We start from the raw sequence: 21,715 nt of genomic DNA on the forward strand, positions 1-21,715 counted from the left end.
CATGCTGGTTCGCAACTCAACGCTTCGCAATGGCTGCCGCGCCCTTCTCGTCTCGGCTTCGATCATCGGCCTTTCCGCCAACGCCGCGGCCGACCCGACGGTGGTCTTCTCCAGCAGCAGCACGCAGCAACTGCCCGCACCCGGCGAAACGGTGACCCAGAGCTCGGGCGTCACCCAGGTGCGGCTCGATGACGGGTCGCTCGTCTCCGTGGTCGGCGCGGCAAGCTATCGCATCGGTGCCGGGGGGCTGTTCGAACTACTTTCCGGCAATATCACGGTGGTGAGCCCGCCCGGGGCCGCCACATCGGTGCGCCTGCCCGGCGGCGCAATCGCATCGCTCGGCTCGGGTTCTTCGGCCGGATTTTCGGCGCAGAATGGCACGGTCGATGGCCAGTCGCTGACCGGCGGTGTGCGTATCGGGCTTGGCAATAACGGACGCAATTTCGGCGCGGGCGACAAGTGGACCGTCGCCAGCGGCCAGATCCAACAGCGCATCGCAACCGGCCCGCAGGCTACGCCACGGAAGTCGGTTGCCAGCCAGCGCACGGGCGGCCCTTCGGCTGCGGCGCAAAATGGCGTGCCAGTCATACTGGGCGAAGCGCTCGCCGCGATCGGGGCATCGGGAGACATCCTGGCCGCGGCAGGCCGGGTCGATGCGGTCCTCGCCAATCCTTCTGTCGGAACCCTGCCAACCGGTGACCTGACCGCGCTGCTCGCCTATCTTGACCGGATTGCGAGCCTGACCGGCGGCCAATTGTTCGGCGATGCTGCGACTGCGCAGGCCTTCCTCGAATTTCTCGCGCAGGGTGGGCAACCGGGCGATTTCTCCGCCAGCCCCACTCCTTCGCCAACGCCGGCGCCGACCCCCGCTCCTACTCCGGCACCAACCCCGGCGCCCACACCTGCCCCAACTCCGGCGCCCACACCGGCTCCAACACCCGCACCTACTCCAGCGCCAACACCTGCACCGACGCCTTCCCCCACACCTGCCCCAACACCGGCGCCGACCCCCGCACCTACTCCGACTCCGACGCCCGCACCCACTCCGGCGCCTACTCCTGCTCCGACGCCAACGCCCACACCCGGCTCAGTGATGACGCCTGTCGCCACTGCCAATTCGGACGGGTTCGCGGTCGACGAGTCGAGCGATGAACTCAGCCTCGCGCTCTCGGGAGTCGGTAACGACACGGATTATGCCGAAGATACCTCCATCCTGCGTGCCGATGATGGCACCTTCGTCGGATATGTCCGTTCGACCGGCTTCGAATCCCGCATCGCGAATGACGACGCCGAAGACACGTTCGGCAACCGCGTCTTCCAGGTAGAGGCCTACGCCGATCAGGCGATCATCTCTGCAGCACGCGTAGCAGGCGGGACGGGCCAAGTGCTGACCACCGCGAACGAACGCAGCGGGCGGCACTTCATCTGGGGGCTTCCCGCGTCGGATATTCCGCAGACGGGCCTTGTGAACTACGTGCTCGCATTCGCGACCCAGCCGACCATCGCGGATGGCAGCCTCGATCCCGGCACCTTCACAGGCAGCATGGCCGTGCAGTTTGGATCCTCGCCCAAGCTTGGGATGGATTTCGACATCACGATCGGTGGCTACACCTATGATGTCGTCTCGACCGGCGGCCTTGCTGCGCCCAGCATCAACATCGCGCCGCGCGGCCTGTTCTCCGGCACCAATCTGTTCGCGTCAGGCTCCGCCAATCGCCCGATCGACTTGCCGGACAATGCAGGTCCGGCATGCGACAGCGGCAATTGCCGGTTCGAATACGAAGGCTTCCTCTCAGGTGCGGGAGCGACCCACGCAGCGCTCTCCTACATGATCCGCGACGATGGTGGTCTGCAACGATCCGTGTTCGGCGTGGCAGGCTTCCGCGCAGAAGGTGGGACCGGCAATGCGCCTACCCCAACCCCGACGCCAGCGCCCACTCCGACACCGACGCCGACGCCAGCACCTACTCCCACGCCAGCGCCAGCCCCAACTCCCGCGCCCACTCCTGCTCCAACGCCGGCGCCGACACCTACCCCCACGCCGGGCTCAAATCTCCCCGACTTCGAGGCAGGTTCCTTCGTGAACCTGACCGTTGCAGGAGACTCCCAAAGCCAAGCGCTGATCGTAGGTGCGGCAAGTGCCGACGATGTTCGCGCCGATGGCCTGCCCACCACGCTCGATATGCGAACGGATTACTCATTCGAAGGCGATGTAGGAGAGCTGGCTAACTCTGGATCGATCGCGATAGGACGATGGAACAACGGCTCTGTCGGTGTGTCCAACGGTACCGATTTTGACCTGAACGCCAATCAGGGCTGGCACTTTGTCTACAACACAGCGCGCAACCCGGAACTGCCGGTGTTCGCCACGATCTACTATGATCTTCTTTTCGCCACTGCTCCCACCTTTGGCGGGGGGCAGAGCGCGCCCGGCACCTTCGATGCCGATCTTGCCGTTGGCTACGCTTCCAGCCGATTGTTTGTCGGGATCAACGGCACCATCACGATGCCGCAGGATGGCGATCCACTAAGCTACACGTTCGGCACAGGCGATCTGACCGATCGTTCGACCTTCGTCACAGCCAATACTGCGTCGAGCAGTCCGTTCACTACGAATGTCTACAACTTCACCGTCCAGGGCAACGACAGTGCAGGAAGCTGCACGCAAAGCACCTGCCCAATCTACTTCAACATGACAGTAGGCGACGATGCCGATACCGTCGGTCTGAATTACACGGTTACTCCGCTTGCAGCGGATGCAGCATCGCGTATTCGCGGCGCCGCCATCTTCGGGCGTACGGATAACCCTGTACTTGCACCGATCACCGCATTCGATCCTGCCGTGGGTAATCTGATATATGCGCGTGGGGTCATCAGCAACACGAACTCCAACTCCGGCAACGTGGATCGCGGCGGAGTCGATGCGCTGGCCTACACGCTGAACGCAGACGGTTTTCTTGCGACAGCAATGCCGACCCGGAACAACTCCAACCGGGATTTCGGACAGGGAACGGCTACCACTTTCGATTTCTACGGCGACGATAACTTCCTGATGGGTCGCTGGGCCGATGGGACGCCGGTCGATGATACCGCATATGACGCGAACGAGGGGATCCACTATATTTTCGCGCGCCCATTGCGTTCGGACTTTGCCCTGCCGGCAAGCGGCCGGTTGACCTACCGGATCTTGCAGGCAACCTCCCCGACATATGCCGACGGTCGTGTGGCACCCGGCGAATTTGATGCCGAGATGGCCATCGATCTCGCCACGCAAATGATCGGCATAGAAGGTGCCATTCTGATGGCCGGGCAGCGCCTCTCCAGCGATCTGTTCCTCTTCGCCACCGATGGAGGGACCGACAATCCAAGCGAGCGCCTGACCATCTCATCGACCGGCAGCTTCGATTTCACCGCTGCTGCCACATCGACCACTGCCGAATTCTGCGACAGCGGTTGCAATATCGGTTTTACGGGACAATTCGCAGGGTCGAGCCCGGATCAGGTCGGGCTGACTTACCAGCTGGCCCCGCGTCCGGGAGTGGGAAGCCGGAACGACACTATTTCCGGGGCTGCAATCTTGTCGACCACAGCGCCTCAGCGGGATTCGATCATTCCGGCATCGCCTGCCGAAACAGGCGAACCGACCGTGACCGAGTTCTATGATCTGAGATCGGTGGTGCAGCGTGGCGGCGCTACATCGGCGAACAGCACGGGCGGTGTTATCGACATCGACGGGCGAATTGAATACCTCAATGGCCGCTTTACAGCGTCCGATTTCGACGCCGAGGGTCTGACTGCTTCGGAGCATGGGCGGTACGGCAATGTCGTAGCCTGGAGCCGCTATCGCGCCGAAGACAGCGGCTTCTCCAACTTCAACATCCACACGATCGCTGGCTTGCCCTATGTTCCGACGGCCCAGTCCGGGACGGTCGAATACAAGCTTGTCGGCGGTACAGCCCCGACCGATCTGAGGGGTACGGCCGGCGAAACGGGTGTCTTCACAGGCTCGCTGCTCGTTCGGTTCAGCTCCCGCCCGGTCGTGGACCTTCTGGGCCGTGTCGAACTCGGTGGACGCAATATCGTCTTCTCGACCCCTGGCAGTGGTTTTACGATCCAGAACGACGGTATTTTCAACAATCCGGGGCTGAGCATCAGCAATAACGGATCGAGCTGTGGGTGCAGCGGTCGTATCGCCGGTGCCCTGTTCGGGGAGGGAGGTACTTTTGCAGGGTTCACCTATTATCTGGATGGCCCGGTTTCCGACGATTATTTCATCACCGGATCTGCAATATTCGGACAGGTGGGGACCGAGCTTGACCAGATCGACGCAACGACACAGGTCGGCGCACAGGCAATCCCGGTCGAAATGCCGGCATCGTTCACGCGTGACACGACCTCCTACGTTCCGGCGCAACTCCCCGACATCGCGGTGTCCGCCGACAGCTTCGGACTCATGCCGGGCGATTTCGCAAATGCAGGGATGACTATGCCCTCGCCAGTCGCCACGCCCGACTGGAGCCGCTGGACCGCTGCTGCGGCGCAGGCTGCGCCTTCTATCGCCATCGACGCGAACCCGATGGCACCCGGCAGCCGCGTACCGATCGGCAAGCTGGTGGGCGATGCAGAGGCCCTGCTTGGTGGGATGATCACCTTCGACGGACCTGCAACCCGCTGATCGCGGACGCGCCTAACCGGCTTTGTCATATCTCTGACAGGCATGGTCAATGGGCGGGAGCAGCGGCGTCGCGCATGCTTCGCACCATCTTGCAACAGGGGGAATGAACGATGAAAACCGCTTCTGTACTTACCACTGGCGTCCTTGCCATCGCGATGGCCGCACCCGCGCCCGCCATGGCCAAAGACGATATCGAACTCGCCAAGTGTGAGGAAAGCCTCGGGACCATCGCGGTAGTCGACGGCGATACGCAAGGCTGGTCGGAATACGGGCTGGGCAGTCCGCGCGAACTGATCAATTCACTCGCCATCGAATCCGGCTGCTTCACGCCGTATAACGCAGCAGGCGGCGCACCTGCCGACTTCCTGATGAATGTCGTCGCAGGTGACAGCGAAGAAGTCGACAAGTCGATCGAGCTCGCCAAGTCCGCCGCGATGGAAGGCCTGTGGCGCTCTGGCGCGGCGTCGACCGTGCTGTCCAAGATTCCTGTCGGCGGCGCGCTGATCGGGATGTTCGGCGGCCTCGGCGGCAAGAAGAAGCGTGTTGCTGCAGGCATCAAGGTGCTCAGCCCCGCTTCCGGCCTCACGATCGTGACGGGCAGCGGCGAGGTGAAGAAATCCTCGCTCAGCTTCGGGGGCTCCACCGCCTGGAATGCGGGTGCGACCGCCTCGGGTTATGGAAATAGCAAGAAAGGCAAAATGCTGGTCGAAGCCTTCGTGATGGCCTTCAATGAAGTGGCCGCGCAGGCGGAAACGATCAAGTCCGTCCCCAAGATGCAGCCTGCGGTTGCCGCTGCTCCGGCAGAGCCTGCCGCAACCACCGCGATCGATACCATCTTGCGCTCCGGCCCCGACGCCTCGTCTGCCGAAGTGCGTTCGCTGCGCGCCGGCACCGAGCTGACCCCGACGGGCGAGCGCAATGGCCTCTTCATCGAAGTCGAAGACAATTACGGCACCAAGGGCTGGGTCTCGGTCGAAGATCTTGGCTGAGGAAAGAGCCGCTTGTCCAACCGCCCGAGCGGTGGCACCGTCGGTGTCGCCGCTCGGAGGCTTGGAGGGGAGCATGGGCGCTAGCTTGGAAAATATGCGGATCCTCTATGTTGAGGACGATGCACGCGCGACCGTCGAAGTGCAGGATCTGGCAATTGCCCGTGGCGCCCGGATCGTATGCGAGGCGAACGGATCCAGCGGTTTGCTGCGCGCCGGGATGGAACGTTTCGATGTCATCATACTGGACCGGATGCTCGGCGATCTCGACGGGCTTACCGTTATCCAGCGCCTGCGCGAAAGCGGCGTCGGCACGCCGATCCTGATGCTCTCGGCATTGGGCCGGACCGCAGACCGCGCCGAAGGGCTGGAAGCCGGGGCGGACGATTACCTTGCAAAGCCGTTCGAAGCGGACGAGCTGTTTGCGCGTGTGAAGGCGCTCCACCGCCGCTCGAAGGGGCAGGAACACAGCGCCGTCATCCTGTTTGGTGCATTCGAATGCCACGTGAAGGCGCGCACGGCGTTCCGCCAGAACCGCCATCTTGCCCTGAGCCCGCGCGAGTTCGAGCTGTTCCGATACTTCATGGAAAATGCAGGCGAAACGGTGACCCGCGAAATGCTCTTGCGCGACGTGTGGGGTATTTCCTTCGATCCACAAACCAACGTGGTCGATGTCAATATCGGGCGCCTGCGCCGCAAGCTGGAAGACGGCTTCGAAACCCCTGCACTGGAAACGATCTGGGGCTCCGGCTACCGCTTGCTCGACGGAAGGTAAGGCTCGTTTCTCGCACCTCGATATTCTCGCGCCTGGTATGGCTCGCGATCGGATTCTCGATCCTGCTCGTAATCGGGCTGTGGGCAATGACCGATCAGTCGATCAGGTCCGCCAGCCGCGCGTCGGTGGAAGAGGCCGTGGATGTCGACCTGGCAGGCCTGGTCGATATCTATGCCAGCGGTGGTCAGGCCGAACTGGTCCAGCGAATTACCGACAGGCTCGCGATCACGCCTGCCGGACGAAGCCAGCCACATTACCTGCTGACCGATGGTGACGGGCAGAAGATCACCGGCGACCTTCAGCAGTGGCCCGGTCTCGACCCCAAGGTATCCGAACTGGGTGCCGTGAACGTGCTCGACGATGTGCCGGTGCTCGCGCGTGCGACCCAGCTCGGCCCCGACTTGCGGCTGGTGGTCGCCTATGAAAGCGAACACGCCGATCCGCTGTTGCGGCGTGTGGCTCTCGTATTTCTTGCTGGCGGGGCAATCTTCGTGCTGCTCGTGGGCCTGTTTGGCCGCCACGCCGCGATGGGCCTGCAATCGCGTATCGAACAGATAAACGCCGCGTTCCGCTCACCCGAAACCGTGGCGATGATCGCCACCCCCGGCAGCGCACGCCGCAACGACGAGATCGACGAGCTGGCAGATCACAGCGCCCGCTCGCTGGAGCGTGTGCGGCGCCTGCTGGAGGCCTATCGAGAGACATCCGATCAGGTCGCGCACGAAATGCGAACGCCACTGATGCATCTCGACCAGCGGCTGGTCAAAGCTCTCGCCGAGCCCCTGCCCGACAGCGTGTCGCAGAAGCTGGTCGACGCACGGGCAGAAATCCGCCGCATCGTCGGGATGCTGGAATCGCTGCTCGATATTGCGTCGAGCAAGGCGCGCCGCGGCGACCGCCACGGATTGGCGCCGGTCAACCTGAGCGATCTGGCGACGCGCATCTGCAACCTTTATGCAGACAGTGCCGAGGAATCGGGCCACGCCTTCGAATGGCATATTGCGCCCGATGTCTGGATCGAAGGCGAAGAATCGCAACTTTCGCGACTCGTTACGAACCTGCTCGACAATGCATTCAAATACGTGCCGGAAGGTGGCCGCATCACGCTCCAGATCGAGCCGGGCCCCGTCCTGACCGTGAGCGATGACGGGCCGGGCGTTCCCCCGGGCCAGGCGGAAAAGATCTTTGACCGCTTTTACCGTGGCAGCGCGAATGATGGCGGATCGACCGGGCTCGGGCTCGGTCTTGCACTCGCGAAGGCCATTGCGGAACGCCATGGATTGACCATTGCGCTGGTCCCTGCCGATAAAGGGGCAACATTCAGGATATCGCGGGAGGACATGTAATGGCTTGGAGCAGACTGATAACCGGCTCGCTTCTCCTCACCGCCTGTCAGGCGCCGGGCGATGTCGCCATGCAGGACTCCTCGCCACCGCCGCCAGCCTATGCGGACGACGCCACGCGAACGGTTAACACGCTCGCAAGCGCGTCTGACGCTCTGGCACGTGGTGACGAGGGGCAACTTCGTAGCGCACTACTCGCCTTGTCGGAGCTGGGTGCACGCCCGGACGATCCGCAAAGCGAATTGATGGTCGTCGGCTGGCGCTCGTCTGTTTCGGGCGATCTTCCGCCTCTGCGCGGACGTACGCTGGGGCCTGCCTACCGCTCGGGCGAGTTGCCGGCCGGCGGCACAATCAGCCTGCAGCAGACCTTCCTTGCGGGCCAAAGCGCGATCATCGCGCTCAAAACCAGTGGTGGTGGGCATATCGCCGTCAAGGTCGTCGACGGAGACGAACGCACGGTCTGCGCATCGTCGGGCGGCGCCGTCCGCTGTCGCTGGACGCCGCCCTACACCCAGCGCCACCAGATACGGATCAAGAATCCGCGCGGTGGGCGCGTGCGCTACTTCATCAGCTTTAGTTAGGCTTCGAAACCGTCACTCACCGATAATGACGAAGGGTGCCCAGGTCGCGGGATGCGCGCTGCCCGGCATGCTCTCATCTGCCATCAGCGACAACTGGGCCTGCTGCAACGCGACCGACGGGGCAATCCCGGCGCTGACGCGGCGGGTCGTCTCGATGGTAAGGCGCGCGGCCGCATCGTCGCGCACCCGCCAGTGCGAGAGCATCAGCGTTTCACTGCCCGACCCGAGGAATGCATTCGCCAAGCCCGTATAAGGCGGAGATGTTTCCGCACGGCCTGCCGCACTGTTGCAGGCAGAAAGGACCACAAAGCGTGCGGCGAAGCCCAACTGCGCAATCTCACTCGCCAGCAGAAGTCCGTCATTGGTGGGATCGTCGACCAGATCTGGCGGGGTCAGGACAAGCGCTGGCTCGCGCAGCCCGCCCATCTCACCACCCAGCAGGCCGTGCGTGGCGAACAGGATGATATCGGGCTGCGTGGCGCTCGCAGTCCGCACTCTCGGCTCGGTCGCATCCTCGCCCAGCAAGATGAGCGAAGCATCCGTGCCCGCGAAACTGGCGGCGACCTGAGCAACTTCGTTCGCAGTCTCCGGCAAGGCGGGGAGCGTTCGCAGATCAGCAGGGTCCACCTTGCCATTGCGATACAGCGTTGCACCTTTGATCGCCGCATCGGCTTCGACTGTAAGGATCGGTGCGCCCACGCCAAGAAAACTCCTGATCCGGCTGATTTCCCGTTCCTTGCGAAACGCATCCGAGGGAGTAAGCGCGATCGAGAAGGCGTGATGCCTGGCAAGCCAATCCATCTCGCGCAAATCTTTCTGGTCGGCCGCGGGCAGAAGGATTCCGAACGGGAGCCGTGACAAGGCATCGCTCGTCACCAAGGCCACATGCGACTTGTCGGCAAGCAGAGCGGCAATGTCCGGCGGCAGGATCGCGTCATGCAGCGCAACCGCCGCTTCCACCGGGAAGGCGCTTTGTGCGTTGGGCACTTCGAGCGAGGCACGCAACGTGTCGACGAGCCTCCTCACCTCGCTGCGGGCAAGCGTCGCCTCGTGCATCGCCACCCCGTCCTGCGTGATAGCGAGGACGAAAGTGCGATGACGTGCGGGCATCGCGACGAGCAAGGCATCCTGCGATCCCATCCGTGCCTGCAAGTCGGCCACGCTGGGCATCTCGGGTCGCAGCCAGCGATCGAAATCGTCAATATTCGCTGCCAGTTGGGTGCGTGCACTGGCGACCCGTTCGGTCTCGGTGGCGATCTCGCGCTCACGCTCTGCAGCGGCCTCGATATCGTCACGGGCGAGCAGCGCTGCACGCTCCCGGTTGAGCAGGCGCAAGCGGGATCGCCCATTCTGGAATGTGTCGACCAACGCGGCCAGCGCGGGGTCGGCGGCACTTTGCGCCCGCAGCGTGACGAACTGCCTTGCGCGGGCGTTGACCCCCCAGCTCGCCAGTTCGAAGGCGCGCAAGGCCGTATCGGGCTCGCCGGCAATGATAGCCGCTTCGGCGACCTGTGTGAGGACTTCGTAATAGCTGCTCAGCTCGCCCCCGATTTCGGCTTGGCTCGCCAGTTCGACGAGGTCTGCTTCGAGGACATCAAGGCCTTGCTGGACGAGCGGCCACCCTGCCTCGCGGTCCTCCAGCCGAAGCAACAGCAGTCCCTTGTGCAGTTGGGACGCGGGATCGATCGCATCGCCGCTGGCCTTCTGTCGCCTCGCGATGACATCGTCGATCAGCTCAAGTGCACCTGAATAATCGCCCATCTCGTCGAGACGCATAGCCAGGGTTTCAAGTCCGCGAGCAGCCTTGGCATTGTCCTCCGGCAAGGTCTCCGCCAGTGCCGCGGCTTGGCGCGCCAAGGAAAGGCTCTGTTCGGAATTGCCCATCTCGGTCGCCACATTGGAGGCCGTGACCAGCGAGATCACGCCTTCGCCCGGATCGGCCTCGGCCATAGTCTCGTAACGCCCAAGCGTCAGTGCCAGTGCATCTTCATGTCGCCCCAGAGCAGCCGCGATCACACCCAGGTTATGCATCGCAGTCAGGGTGTTGCGATGATCCGGGCCCAGTTTCTCGGTCATGATATCGAGCGCACGGCGGGCCGGCTCTTCCGCTTCCTCGTAGCGATCCGCTTGCAGCAAGATCTTGGCCAGAGTCGCTTGTGCAAAACCGATGAAGGGGTGGTCGGGTGGCAACAGCTCGGTCGCCACGACCACGCCCCGCTGCGCAAGGTCGAGCGATTCCGCCGCTCTGCCCGCGTCCGCCAGCATGTTCGCACCGCTGGACATCGCGACGAACAGCGTCGCATCCGTCACTTCCCCGCGGACCATGCCCTGGATCGAAGGTTCGACGAGGTCGGCGGCTTCGGCAAAGCGACCATTTTCGTACAGGGCGCTCGCATAGTTTACGTAACCGAGGCCGAGGGCTTTCGCCGCGGGCGGATCGAGCACGCTCGGGTCTTCGCCATAGAGCCGCTTGCGGATCGCCAGCGAGCGTTCCTGGTATGGCAGCTCATATTCGGACTGACCATTGACGCTGTAGAAGACCGCCGCATTGGCAAGCGATTCCGCCATGGCCTCGCCCTCGGTCTCACCCGTTTCCTCCAGCAGGGCGAGCGCCGCTTTCGCGGTCTCCAGTGCACCGGCAAAATTCTGCTGATAATAGCGCGCATCGCCGATACGGTTGAGAGCAACCGCCTGTTCGGCGACGGGTCCACCCTCGGCACGCAGTGCATCCAGGACGGCCTGCCACGCAGCTTCGGAATCAGATGCTTGCGCCAGGGGATCGATCGCCTCTGCGATGGTCCGCAGATCCATCGAACTGCCGCTTGCCGCATCTGCATCGCGCGATGGGTCTTGCGCAGCTACGGGAGCTGCCCACACGGCTGCGACAGCCAAGATTGCGAAAAGCCTCACGCCACCCCCCAAGTGTCCAGCCTCGATGCGTAAATTGCATGGAGTGCGGGTGCAAGGGAGTGCATGAGGCATGCCTGATGCGAGGGCGCCCTCAGGAGGCGGAGCGGCCATGGAGGCCACCCCGCCCAAATCTCTTCCTCAATAGGCGCAGACGGTAAAGTCTTCACTGCTCCAGCAGGCGCGATCATCGCTGTGACGCTCCATCGTCCCGAGGAAATTCAGTTCGCCATCCTGACGTATCGAACCGCCAGCAATACCCGGCCGGTCGACTTCCACGACCACTTCGGTGATGCCTGCGAAGAACTCTGCGTTGCCGCGGCGATCGACCGAGAAACTGGCGCCGCCCCACTGCTTGAACTGGCACGGTCCGTTATAGTCGCCGCCCGGATCGTAAATCTTGCAGCGAGCGGTCTTGACGGTTTCCTTGAAATCGCCAGCGCCACTTTCGCTCGAAGCTGTCTTGGCAGGAGTTGCAGCCTTGCTTTTGTCAGCGGAGGTAGCCTCCGGCTTGCTGTCTGATGCGACGGATGACGCTTCGTCCGAAGTGTCGGAATCGGCTTCTCCCTCGCCAGCGTCGACTTCGGCGGTGTGGTTTTCGTCGGCCTCCGTCTCGGCCCCGTTACACGCCGCGAGCGTGAGAAGTCCCGCAGCCAGAACGACGGATGAGCCCAGTGCTGGAAAACGAATTGCCATTGATCTTCCTCCTCAAGATTTCGCTTCGATCCCGGCGACGATTTTCCCGCCGCCAATGTGCACGTCCGCTCGGAACGACCCTCGTGCTTGCCGACCGGATGATCCTTGCGTCCGTCAGCCCTCGACGAGGTTCCATCCGCCCTCGCCATCCGGCTCGATCAGGGTAAGGCTGCGATAATCGATCTCCTGGACGTCCTGCCCGAGGTGGAAGAACCAAGTCATTCCCTGGAAAACACGCCACAGATCGGCATCGTCGCCATACCCGTAATCGCCACAGAGATGGGCCGGGGGCTCATCCGCAGGCTGTTTCTTGCGTTCTGCGGGAGAGACATCGACAAAATAGCCGTCGGCCACGTCCGTCATTTTGCGAGCGGCGCAGCTCTTCGGAACTTCGCGCTGACGCCCGTAGAGCGCGCGCGCCTGCACATCGGCGGCCGCGCTATCCTTGTAGCGGGTGTAGACGTCGGCGTAGATAATCGGCTCGGCCAGCTTGCCATAAGGTTCGCCCGCGTTGCCATAGGCGGTCTCGATCAGTTCGAGCTGGGCCATGTGCGCGCCTACAGACCCGGCGAGGCGCGAAGTGCGACCATCGCATTCGACCGCGCGATAAAGCACGATAGATCCGGCCAGCCAGCCGTCATTGAGCACCCAGGTACAGGAATCGTCGGCCAATTCAGGCTCGGGACCGTCGACGATATTGATATATGCGGCGGCCGAGCTTTGGCACAGTCCGCTCAGCGGCAGGCGCGTTGCTTCGTCCCGGCAGGCAGGGATCGGACCCTCGCTGCTCTGCGCAAACGCCAGGCCCATCTCGTAGCAACGGTCGAGCGACCGCTGGACGACTTCGAAAGTGCCGATGGGAAAGCTCGTCTCGACCGCGTCGTTGCCTGTGCGGTTGCCTGCATTTTCCACCTCGAAGGTGACCGTATTGGCAATAATGATGCCATCGAGCGGCGATTCGTAGTCCTCGGCCTCGCGATAGACGCTCAGCCAGTCGTCGTCGGGAAAGGCAGGGTCCTTTACGAACCGCCCGGTCATCTGAGCGCGCTGCGATGTGTCGTCATCGAACCAGACCGCAATGGGATACTCGCCGTTCTGGCCGAAGCTCTCACGATCGAACCCGTTTATGCCATAAATATAGCCATCCGCAACGCGCTCCACCCGGATGGCATCGTACGAGCCGGGCAGGGTCGCGACTGCTGCGCAGGAAAGTGCATTGTCGAACATCTCCGAACTGCTCTGGTAGATCGTCCATTGCCCGTATCTGGCGAAGGGAACCGAGCCGTCGGTCAGTTCCGGCTGTACACCCGGCATCGATTGCGCGCTGCAGGAGACGGCACCGAAGGTAGCGAGTATGGCAAGCAATGCACGACTTGTGGTCCTCATATCCCGTACTCCCGAATGGCTTGGTGCGATCGCTGAAAGTCTTGCCCCAAGCGTGGATTTTCTCGCGACATGCAGCGCGTCGGCCAACACCACGCCAACGCGCTGCACTATTCTGCCTGCATCCATTTCCCGTCCTCCCCCTTGCGCATGAGCGTGAAGGAGCCGGGATCGACCTGCCAGACATCCTGGCCGAGCCTGAAGAACCAGCTGTGCCCTTGGAACACGCGCCAGAAGGTGGATGAGTTTTCGTCCAGGCCAAAAGGCCCGCAGGCCGTCCGGGGACCGTCCGACGGCTCGGCGGCTTCCCGGGGCGACAGCGAGTCGATCACCAGCGCATCGTCGGGCCAGAAATCGATCCGGGCATTGCGAACCTTGCAGGCCGACCTTTCTGCCGCCCCGTTGATCGATCCGCGCGCCACCCGCAGGAGATTGGCCGTCTTGTTGCTCTCGTCGGCCCCGGTCACACGGACCAGGACCTCACCCTTGAGGGCGTTCTCGGCATCGCCATAAGCAGCAGTGTCGTACGACAGGTCGGCTATCCCGGCCCCGTCCGCAAAGGTGAGCCGCGTCGTCTTCTCGCCGCACTGCGTCGCCCGATAAAGGAGTACATCCTCGTTGAAGCGCGTTTCCTGCACCACCCATTCGCAGCCTTCAGGCGCCTCGGGTAAATCGCCTCCCGCAGCATTCAGGTAAACGACCGCCCGACCAGCACATATGCCGGTAATGGGGAGCCGATCCCCGTCATCCGGACAGGTGGTTTCCGCGCGCTGGGTGTCATCGCCATCCGCCCGGTCCGAAGCCTGCGCGTCCGGCTGGTTGCTGCATGCCGACAACAGCAGCATGGCAAATCCGATAATCGCCAGCGAAGGTTTCACCGCAGACCCCCAGTCGAAGGAACTGTACCGAGGGTAGGCGAACGCGCCTCCAGAGGAACTGGTAGGTCTGCTAGTCTGCGTCGACCGCGAGAATTGTCACAGGTCGAATTCGTCGATCAGCTGTTCGCGCACAGCGATGGCCGCCGCTTCCGCACGGTTCGAAACGCCCAGTTTGGCAAGGATCGCACCAACGTGGTAGTTTGCGGTCGACACCGAAAAGCCAAGATACCTGGCAATCTCGGGATTGGTGAAGCCCTTCGCCAGAAGGGCCAGCACGCGCCGCTGCTGGCCGGTGATGGCGCCGGACAGGTTGCTCGCGGGGGCCGCGGCCGTCGAACCGGTTGACCCGGTAAGGATCTCACCCGCCGCCACCCTGCGGATCGCATCCGTGAGTTGTTCGAAGCTGACAGACTTGGGCAGATGTGCCGATGCGCCGCTGCCGATCATGCTGGCGACCATGTGATCTTCGGCAAAGGTGCTGAGCCCTATGATCCGAAGGTCGGCATGCGAGCGCCGGAGCGCCCCGGTTGCGGCCATTCCGCCCATCCCCGGCATCCGCAGGTCCATCAGGACGATATCGGGCTGCAGCGTATCGCATAGCGCAAGTGCGCTTTCCCCGCATTCCGCTTCGCCGACGATTTCGACATCGGGCGCACTGGCCAGAAGCTGGGCGATCCCCTGCCTCACCATCAGGTGATCGTCGACGACCAGCACGCGGATTTTTGATTTCATGGCGCTATCGTATCCATATCATCGTCACCCGGCACCCCTGTTCAGGCGCGGAGTCTATCTCGAGCGTTGCGTCGATCATCTGCGCGCGGTCTCGCATGATCGACAGGCCCAGGCTCTCGTGTCGGTCCACCTGCGCCTGATCGAACCCGCGCCCATGGTCGCTGACCGTCAGCATCGCGCGGTCCTCCGCGGCATCGAAAGTCATCTCGACTTCGCGCGTGCCGCTGTGCTTGACCACATTGTTCAGCGATTCCTGCGCCACACGGTAGAACATCGCAGAAACCTCCGCCGGCAACGGGAAGGGGTCCGTCGGCTGGAAATCGATGGCCAGCGAATGCAACTCGGAAAAGCTCTGCACCAACTCGCCAAGGCGTTCGTTCAAGGAACGGTGTTCGCCATCGTCGCGCAGTTCGATCAGCAGCAGGCGCATCTCGTTCAGGGCATGTCGGTTCAGCCGCGCGACCTGCTCTGCCGCCTTGACCTGCGGCGGCGCCATGTTGCCCAATCGGGCCGGTAGCGCGCTTGCATGAAGCGATGCCGATGCCAGCGTCTGCGCCACGGCATCGTGCAGGTCGGCGGAGAGGCGGGCGCGCTCTTCCAGCTTGGTACTGCGGATTGTCATGTCCGCGATTTCTGAAACACGGTCGGCGACCCGCTTTTCGAGCTCGCGCACCATCGCCGTCTGCTCGCGTGCCAGCGCGTTGAAGGATTCGATCAGATAGCCGATTTCGTCGCTGAAGGCGGTCTGCACCTGGGTATCCACCTCGCCGTCCCGATACCTGCGCATGCCGCTCAACAACCGTTCCAGCGGGCCGAGCAGGAGCGTGCGGAACATCAGCGGCAGGCCAATCAATGTCGCCATCGTGACCACAAGGATGAAGAGCACGAAAGGCGAAAACAGGCGATCGAGGTGCAGCATGAATGCGCGATAATGGTCTTGCAGGACCGCCTCCCCGGCACTCGTATCGTGGCCGGGTGTGATCCCCACCAGCCACGGTGCGTTCAACGGACTGAGCATGAGAAATGGCGGCGCGGGCGGCACTTCGAGAAAGGCGATATCGATGCGGCCATCGGCATGCAGGATCGTCTGGATCCGGTAGCAACGATCGGGCTGGGTGGCATCGCAGGTATCGCGCCGCGTCACGATAAGCCGTTCGCTATCCGTGAAGGCCGTGATCCGCGTGCCGTTCTCCGGTCGATCGACCAGCATGGGGTAGATCGCCGGCTGAACGCCTTGCTCGAAGGCGGCATCCACCGGCCGGGGCATGCGATCGAACGCGATGGTTCCCAACCCGTCGATATAGACGCGGTCGTACGAGCGACCGTAGAACGGGAAGTCGAAAGGCAAATCGACCCATGCACCACCGGCTGGCATCACCGGGCCCCTGATCCGTTCGGGAAGGAATGCAGCAGGCTGCACAGCGTAACCCAGGTCGCCGCCGCGCGGAGCAAACAGCAGCGCATCGCCGGACGCCGGAATGCCGGACGCCCTGAACTGAGCTTGGTAGGGCGATGAAACGACCCATGCCGCACCATTGATCGCTGCGAGCAGGATCGCGAGGCCGATCACTGTCAGCTTGAACAGGAACGTGGTCCGCTCGGGCAGGTAGCCTACCAGCACGAGTGTCAGGCCGACCAGTTGCAGAAGCACCAGCCAGCAGATCAGGATATCCAGCGGGAAGCGCGCAAGCTGGCTTTCATCGGGCAGCAGGAGCGCGATGGTATGTATGATGGGCAGAATGGTGAAGAACAGAAACGCCCGCGCGACCCGGGCTTCTCTGTTGGGTGCGGGGCTCCAGATCGGCGCAAGGCCCGCAGTGAACCGGCTCGACCCGTGCGGCTGTACCAGAGGCTGCCCGTGTGCGGCTACGAGTTGGCGCCAGAACACTATTGCGGTCCAAAGCGTCGCAATATTCATCCAGCCCGCCAGCCATTGCGGGCGCCACCACGCCTCGCGCGCAAGGATCGCAAGATCGGCTTTAACGGCGATTGCAGCTTCGATCAGGATCAGTGCGCCCAGCACCACTGCGACGATCCGCATTTCGCGCCAAGCCCGGGGCAGAGGCCGTGGGAAGAGATAGGCGAGAAGGATCAGCGCAGTGGCCATGATCGCACCGAAGGGGCGCGCCCATGGCATGGCCAGCGTGGTCAACGCATCGAGCGGCGCCCAGGGCATGGTGTAGCTCAACCACCCCCCGGCGATCAGCACGCGAAACATCGAAGACAGGAAGCCAGGGATGGTGGCGAGCATGAGGATGGCCAGCATCCAGGTTGGCGCATGAAAGCGCCCCTTGGTCGATTCCTGAAATGCCCGGTATAGCAGGTAGGCGGCCAGAACCACCGCGAGCAGCAATTCGCTCAGATAGCTGATCGCCGCAGGGTTCCAGAACAGCGCAGCGTGCGAGCTGCCAGCTGTGCTCCAATCCATCGCCCCGCGCCCCGTACCTTTGCCCCCGGCGCAAGATTATGTGGAATTTCCGGCGATGCAACAATGTGCAATCGAGCCTTCACGAGATGCCGGCGGGCTCGCGCCAGTTTCAGGCGCTGGCGGGCTGCGCCTGAGAGGTGGGCCTCGCTTCCTCGGAAACTGCTCGCCGCTGCCAGACCAGGCCAGCGGTTGCTAGCAGCGCGAGGTCGATCAGCCAGACACCGGGATCGCTCGGGCGCAGCACGATCAGATGCAGTATCCCGGTCGCCGCAATGGCAATCGCCAACACATTGCGCGCGCCTCTGGCAGGGGCCCATTCCGGACGTACCGCAGCCCCGATCAGCGCTAAACCGAGGCCAATCCAGAAGCTGGAGACCAGAGGCACGTCCGCCCCACCGACGAACCGCAGCCATGCGGTCAACACGAGGGCGAGCGGGATCCCCCACACCACAACCACCCACATCGCTTGCAGCCGCCTTGTCTCGAAACCCTTGCGCTGACGCTTCCTGAGCCACAGCGTCGTGCCGGTGGCCGTGATCACCGCCAGCGCTAGCCCGAACCCGATATAGGCGAGTTCGACCGGCAGACCGGCAAAATCGCCGAAGTGGAGCTTGTAAGTGGAGGCCGCAGCCTGCCGCCCGATCTCTCCGTCCGAAATGCCCACGCGCCCGAGATACTCACCCGAGGAATCGAAGCTGTAGGCATCGCCATAGATGAGCCGCCGCGGATGTTCCGCAATGATCTGCACGAACTGACCCTGCGTTCTCGGATCGTGGACCACGACATAGGTCGGGAACGTGTCCGGGAAATCCTGCTGCATCTTTTCCAGCGCGCGGGCGATATTGGGCGCCGGTGCGGGAGCAGGATCGTGCTCGGGTTCGTCGCCGAAGATCGTCGCATAGACCGGCTCTATGTCGCCCCCTTCGTAAGCCTGCGCGAGGACACCTGCCCCGGCATAGCTCAGACCGATGAACGCGCCCGAGAGCGTAATTGCGAGCATCGGAGCAAGCGTCCACACCCCCAGCCGGTTGTGCCAGTCGGCGCGTGCAAGTTGCGGATCGTGCCGCGTGCGCAGGCGAAAGGCATCGCGAATGATCCGGGGGTGCGCGAGCACACCCGTGACAAGCAATGCGGCCAGCACTACACCTAGCGCACCGACCAAGATCATGCCCCATACGATCGGCAGCGTCAGGTTGATGTGCAGCGCCATCACAAACTCGGTCCAGGTGTGTGCTTCGCGCTCCACAACCTGTCCCTCATCGTCGATATACCACGCCTTGTTGTCGGTGGTGACGACGGCGCGCGGCAGATCCTCGGTCGGCATGCGGATATACAAGTGCGCGGTTGCTGGCAGGTCGCTCTCGCGCGCAAAGACCTGATCGAGCGATGCCTGTGCGGCCTGCGGCGAGAGGTACTCGCCGGTTTCGACCATATTCGGCTGCTCCCAGCGCTGCCAGCGATCATGCACCACGATCATCGCGCCAGTGATGGCAATGAGATAAATCAAAGCGCCAGCCAAAAGCCCGATCGAGGCATGGCCGGAAAGCGCGCGCTTCACGAAGGATTTTTCGGGTTTCACGGTCGTCATGCCAAGACCCATATCAGGCTTGCCACACCGGCGACCACCACCGGCGGCACCAGCATCTTGCGGGGGCCGTCCAATACCATTTGCCAAACCATCAGGAGCGCCCATGCGACCGGCTGCACCATCAGCATTGTCGACACCGAATTGGCATTGAGCGCCGCATCACCCTTCATCGCTGCGTTGATCGCGAAAGCCAGCCATTGCGCTGCAAGGAACGATACTGGCACGACGGCCAGGAATACCAGCAGGCGCCGCAAGATGCCCTGGTGTCTGCCGGGCAAGCGAACCGCCGGGTTCGCGACCGCTCGCCTGACGGGGCGTTGCGGCGAAACGGCTCCGGCATAAGCAACGGCCACTAGCGCGAAGATCGCGCCTGCTGTCAGCCCGGTCGCCATACCCCAAGCGCCGTCTGCCCAGGTCAGCCAGCCCACGGCCAAGGCGGCCACGGCCCAGCCAGCAATAGCCAGGTATCTACGTCCGCCCCAGCCGAGGCGGATTAGCAGGACCGCCCCGGCCAGCGCGATGATGGAAAGCGTCAAAGCCATCAGTAGCTGAAGCGGACCGTCGCCAACACCGAACGCGGTGCGCCGTAGAAGCTCTGGTCGAACGTCAGCGAAGAGAGATACTTGGCATTCGTTACGTTGCGGAGGTTGACGCTGAGGCCAAGGTTCTGTGTCACATCATAGCTCGCAAGCAGGTCGACCAGGGCATAGTCGCCCTGTTCTATACGGATCGGATCGCCGGTCGTTACCGAGACGCCGCCCGGTTCGAAATAGAAATCGCTCTGGTATTGTGCGGACACGCCCAGTTTCAGCTTTTCCAGCGCTGGTGGCGAATAGACGAGGTTGAGACGACCGATGTTGCGGGGCACGAAGGTGCGTTCGGGCTGGTCGTTTTCATCACGAATGCGCATGACGGTGAAGCCACCAGTGGCCTGCAGGCCGGGTGCGATCATGCCGCCCATCTCGACCTCGATCCCGGTCGATGTTGCGTCTACCGGCGTGTAAACGGTGCGACCCAGCCCCGGGTCGAACATCCCGAATGCGGTGTTGTTCTGGCGTGCCCGGAAAACGGCTGCGCTCGCATAAAGCTTGCCATCGTTCCATTCGCCCTTCAGTCCCGCTTCCAGGTTGTCGCCTTCGATCGGTGGGAGAACTTCGTTTGCGGCATCGAGCTCTACCTGGGGGCGGAAGATCGTCGCGAAGCTCGCATAGGCGCTGATGTTCTGCGACAGGTCCAGCGTGGCACCGATGAAGGGCAGGAACTTGCTCGCATCGAAATCCTGCGGCGTCCCATAGGAGACGCCTTCGCTGCTGGCATGGGTGTAGTTCCCCCCCAACATGATCTTAAGGCTATCGGTCGGGTTGGCGCGGAACAGCCCGTAGATCGTTTCACGCCGCGTATGCTGATCGAGGCTCAGATCGAATGCGGGGAAATCGGGCCGGGGGAAGGTGCCCGCGAGCATCGTTTCGATCGGCAGTGCCACACCCACCTGCGAGTAGTCGTAAGCCGAATACTGGAGGTAGCTTTGCGCCCCCCTGTTGGCGCCGATCATGATATCGTGATCGCGCCCTCCGATGCCGACCTTGCCCGCTACATAGGCTTCGATCGTCAGGTTCCTGGTCTCACCCGCAACCTTGCCCGGATAGGTGAAGATGCCGTCGCCCGTAGCACGGTCCGGATTGCCGTAGACATAGAACAGCTCGTCATCCTCGCTGATCGCACGGCGCAGCACGGTGAGGCGCGCAGTCCATCCGTCTCCAAAATCGTGGGCGATATCGCCGAAGATCTGGCGATCGGTCACGTTCCAGCCGGCCCAGTCGGTGCCGCTGCTGGCGCTGCGATCGTAATCGATGCGCGTGCCGTCGGTGTAGTAGAGCGGAAGTGCACCCCACTGCGCACCGGTACTCTGGTGGTCCTGGTGGCCGTAGCCTGCACTCACCACGGTGTTTGGGCCCAGATCGGCCTCGACAATCCCGTAGCCCGTCCAGCGCTTCAGGTTGTAGCGGTCCAGGTGGCTGTCCGTATCGAGGTATGCGCCGACAGCGCGTGCACGAACGCTGCCACTTGAGGTCAGCGGTACGCTGACATCGCCATCGAGCCGCAGGTTATCGAACGACCCGTATTGCACGCTGCCTGCCGCGCGCACATCCGTATAGGGGCGCTTGCGGATGAAGTTGATCACCGCGCTAGGGTTGCCGGTGGAAGAGAGCAGGCCGGGCGCGCCCCGCACCACCTCAATCCGGTCGTAGATTGCGGTGTCGAGCGACCCGGTCTGGATACCGAAAGCGAAGGGCAAGCCGATACCGTCAACCTGGAAGGTCTGGATGTCGAACCCGCGCGCGGAATAGTAGACGCGGTCGGTTTCGGCGGCGAGCACGCTCACACCCGGAACGGTGGTAAGCAGCGCGTTCACATCGTTGAGCTGGAAATCCTCGATCTGGGCACGCGTCACAACGCTGACCGACTGCGGCGTCTCGCGCTGGCTGAGCGGCAGGCGGGTCGCGGTGCTCTGTTCATCGACGCTATATTCTTCGCTGCCCTCGCTGCGTTTGCCTGTCACGATGAGGGTCGGGTTGCGTTGCTCGTCATAAGCCTCGCCCGCATCGGCTTCGCTCGGAGCGGTTTCGGACGCAGCGAGGGCGCTGGTCGAAGTGGCGGCGAGCAGAGCCGGAAGAACGATGAAACTGGTACGCATGGATGATCCCTGGTGATTCGGTGTTGACTCGGAGCGGCTGCTATTGCG

14 protein-coding genes are annotated in these 21,715 nt (G+C 63.0%); 5 read left to right on the forward strand and 9 right to left on the reverse strand.

Features of this window, described 5'->3' with window-relative positions:
• The first annotated feature begins 1 nt into the window (after position 1).
• The 5 genes from ACEQXE_RS03785 to ACEQXE_RS03805 all read left to right on the forward strand — a co-directional run bounded on the left by ACEQXE_RS03785 (position 2) and on the right by ACEQXE_RS03805 (position 8,360).
• The gene (locus tag ACEQXE_RS03785; RefSeq protein ID WP_370177611.1) at positions 2–4,675 is read left to right on the forward strand and encodes a hypothetical protein; all 4,674 of its coding nucleotides are present in this window, start codon (positions 2–4) and stop codon (positions 4,673–4,675) included.
• Positions 4,676–4,785: 110 nt separating this feature from the next.
• Positions 4,786–5,664 carry an SH3 domain-containing protein gene (locus ACEQXE_RS03790; RefSeq protein ID WP_370177612.1) on the forward strand — a complete coding sequence of 293 codons (879 nt, stop codon included), beginning with the start codon at positions 4,786–4,788 and terminating at the stop codon, positions 5,662–5,664.
• A gap of 73 nt (positions 5,665–5,737) precedes the next feature.
• Positions 5,738–6,436 (forward strand): response regulator transcription factor, encoded by a 699-nt coding sequence (locus ACEQXE_RS03795; RefSeq protein WP_370177613.1) that lies wholly within the window; start codon positions 5,738–5,740, stop codon positions 6,434–6,436.
• Between the two features lie 86 nt (positions 6,437–6,522).
• The gene (locus tag ACEQXE_RS03800) at positions 6,523–7,782 is read left to right on the forward strand and encodes a sensor histidine kinase (protein WP_370177614.1); all 1,260 of its coding nucleotides are present in this window, start codon (positions 6,523–6,525) and stop codon (positions 7,780–7,782) included.
• Positions 7,782–8,360, forward strand: coding sequence for a hypothetical protein (locus tag ACEQXE_RS03805; protein WP_370177615.1), 579 nt, complete (start codon positions 7,782–7,784; stop codon positions 8,358–8,360). The genes ACEQXE_RS03800 and ACEQXE_RS03805 overlap by 1 nt, the downstream gene beginning before the upstream one ends.
• 12 nt (positions 8,361–8,372) lie before the next feature.
• On the opposite strand, the gene ACEQXE_RS03810 is transcribed toward ACEQXE_RS03805, so the two are convergent.
• The 9 genes from ACEQXE_RS03810 to ACEQXE_RS03850 form a co-directional block, all read right to left on the reverse strand.
• Positions 8,373–11,252, reverse strand: a complete 2,880-nt coding sequence (locus ACEQXE_RS03810) for a CHAT domain-containing protein (protein ID WP_370184110.1) — start codon at positions 11,250–11,252, stop codon at positions 8,373–8,375.
• 156 nt (positions 11,253–11,408) lie between these two features.
• The gene (locus ACEQXE_RS03815) at positions 11,409–11,963 is read right to left on the reverse strand and encodes a hypothetical protein (RefSeq protein ID WP_370177617.1); all 555 of its coding nucleotides are present in this window, start codon (positions 11,961–11,963) and stop codon (positions 11,409–11,411) included.
• 114 nt (positions 11,964–12,077) lie between these two features.
• Complete coding sequence (locus ACEQXE_RS03820) at positions 12,078–13,349, reverse strand: hypothetical protein (protein ID WP_370184114.1); 1,272 nt, start codon at positions 13,347–13,349, stop codon at positions 12,078–12,080.
• A 107-nt stretch (positions 13,350–13,456) separates the two neighbouring features.
• Positions 13,457–14,224 carry a hypothetical protein gene (locus tag ACEQXE_RS03825; protein WP_370177619.1) on the reverse strand — a complete coding sequence of 256 codons (768 nt, stop codon included), beginning with the start codon at positions 14,222–14,224 and terminating at the stop codon, positions 13,457–13,459.
• A 96-nt stretch (positions 14,225–14,320) separates the two neighbouring features.
• The gene (locus ACEQXE_RS03830; RefSeq protein ID WP_370177620.1) at positions 14,321–14,956 is read right to left on the reverse strand and encodes a response regulator; all 636 of its coding nucleotides are present in this window, start codon (positions 14,954–14,956) and stop codon (positions 14,321–14,323) included.
• A 4-nt stretch (positions 14,957–14,960) separates the two neighbouring features.
• The gene (locus ACEQXE_RS03835; RefSeq protein WP_370177621.1) at positions 14,961–17,384 is read right to left on the reverse strand and encodes a sensor histidine kinase; all 2,424 of its coding nucleotides are present in this window, start codon (positions 17,382–17,384) and stop codon (positions 14,961–14,963) included.
• Between the two features lie 109 nt (positions 17,385–17,493).
• Positions 17,494–18,972: a PepSY-associated TM helix domain-containing protein gene (locus ACEQXE_RS03840; RefSeq protein WP_370177622.1), complete on the reverse strand. Its 1,479-nt coding sequence runs from the start codon at positions 18,970–18,972 to the stop codon at positions 17,494–17,496.
• Positions 18,969–19,514, reverse strand: a complete 546-nt coding sequence (locus tag ACEQXE_RS03845; protein WP_370177623.1) for a hypothetical protein — start codon at positions 19,512–19,514, stop codon at positions 18,969–18,971. The genes ACEQXE_RS03840 and ACEQXE_RS03845 overlap by 4 nt, the downstream gene beginning before the upstream one ends.
• The gene (locus ACEQXE_RS03850) at positions 19,514–21,667 is read right to left on the reverse strand and encodes a TonB-dependent siderophore receptor (protein WP_370177624.1); all 2,154 of its coding nucleotides are present in this window, start codon (positions 21,665–21,667) and stop codon (positions 19,514–19,516) included. The genes ACEQXE_RS03845 and ACEQXE_RS03850 overlap by 1 nt, the downstream gene beginning before the upstream one ends.
• Between the last annotated feature and the right edge of the window lie 48 nt (positions 21,668–21,715).

Source organism: Alteriqipengyuania sp., assembly GCF_964222115.1.
Lineage (GTDB): Bacteria > Pseudomonadota > Alphaproteobacteria > Sphingomonadales > Sphingomonadaceae > Alteriqipengyuania.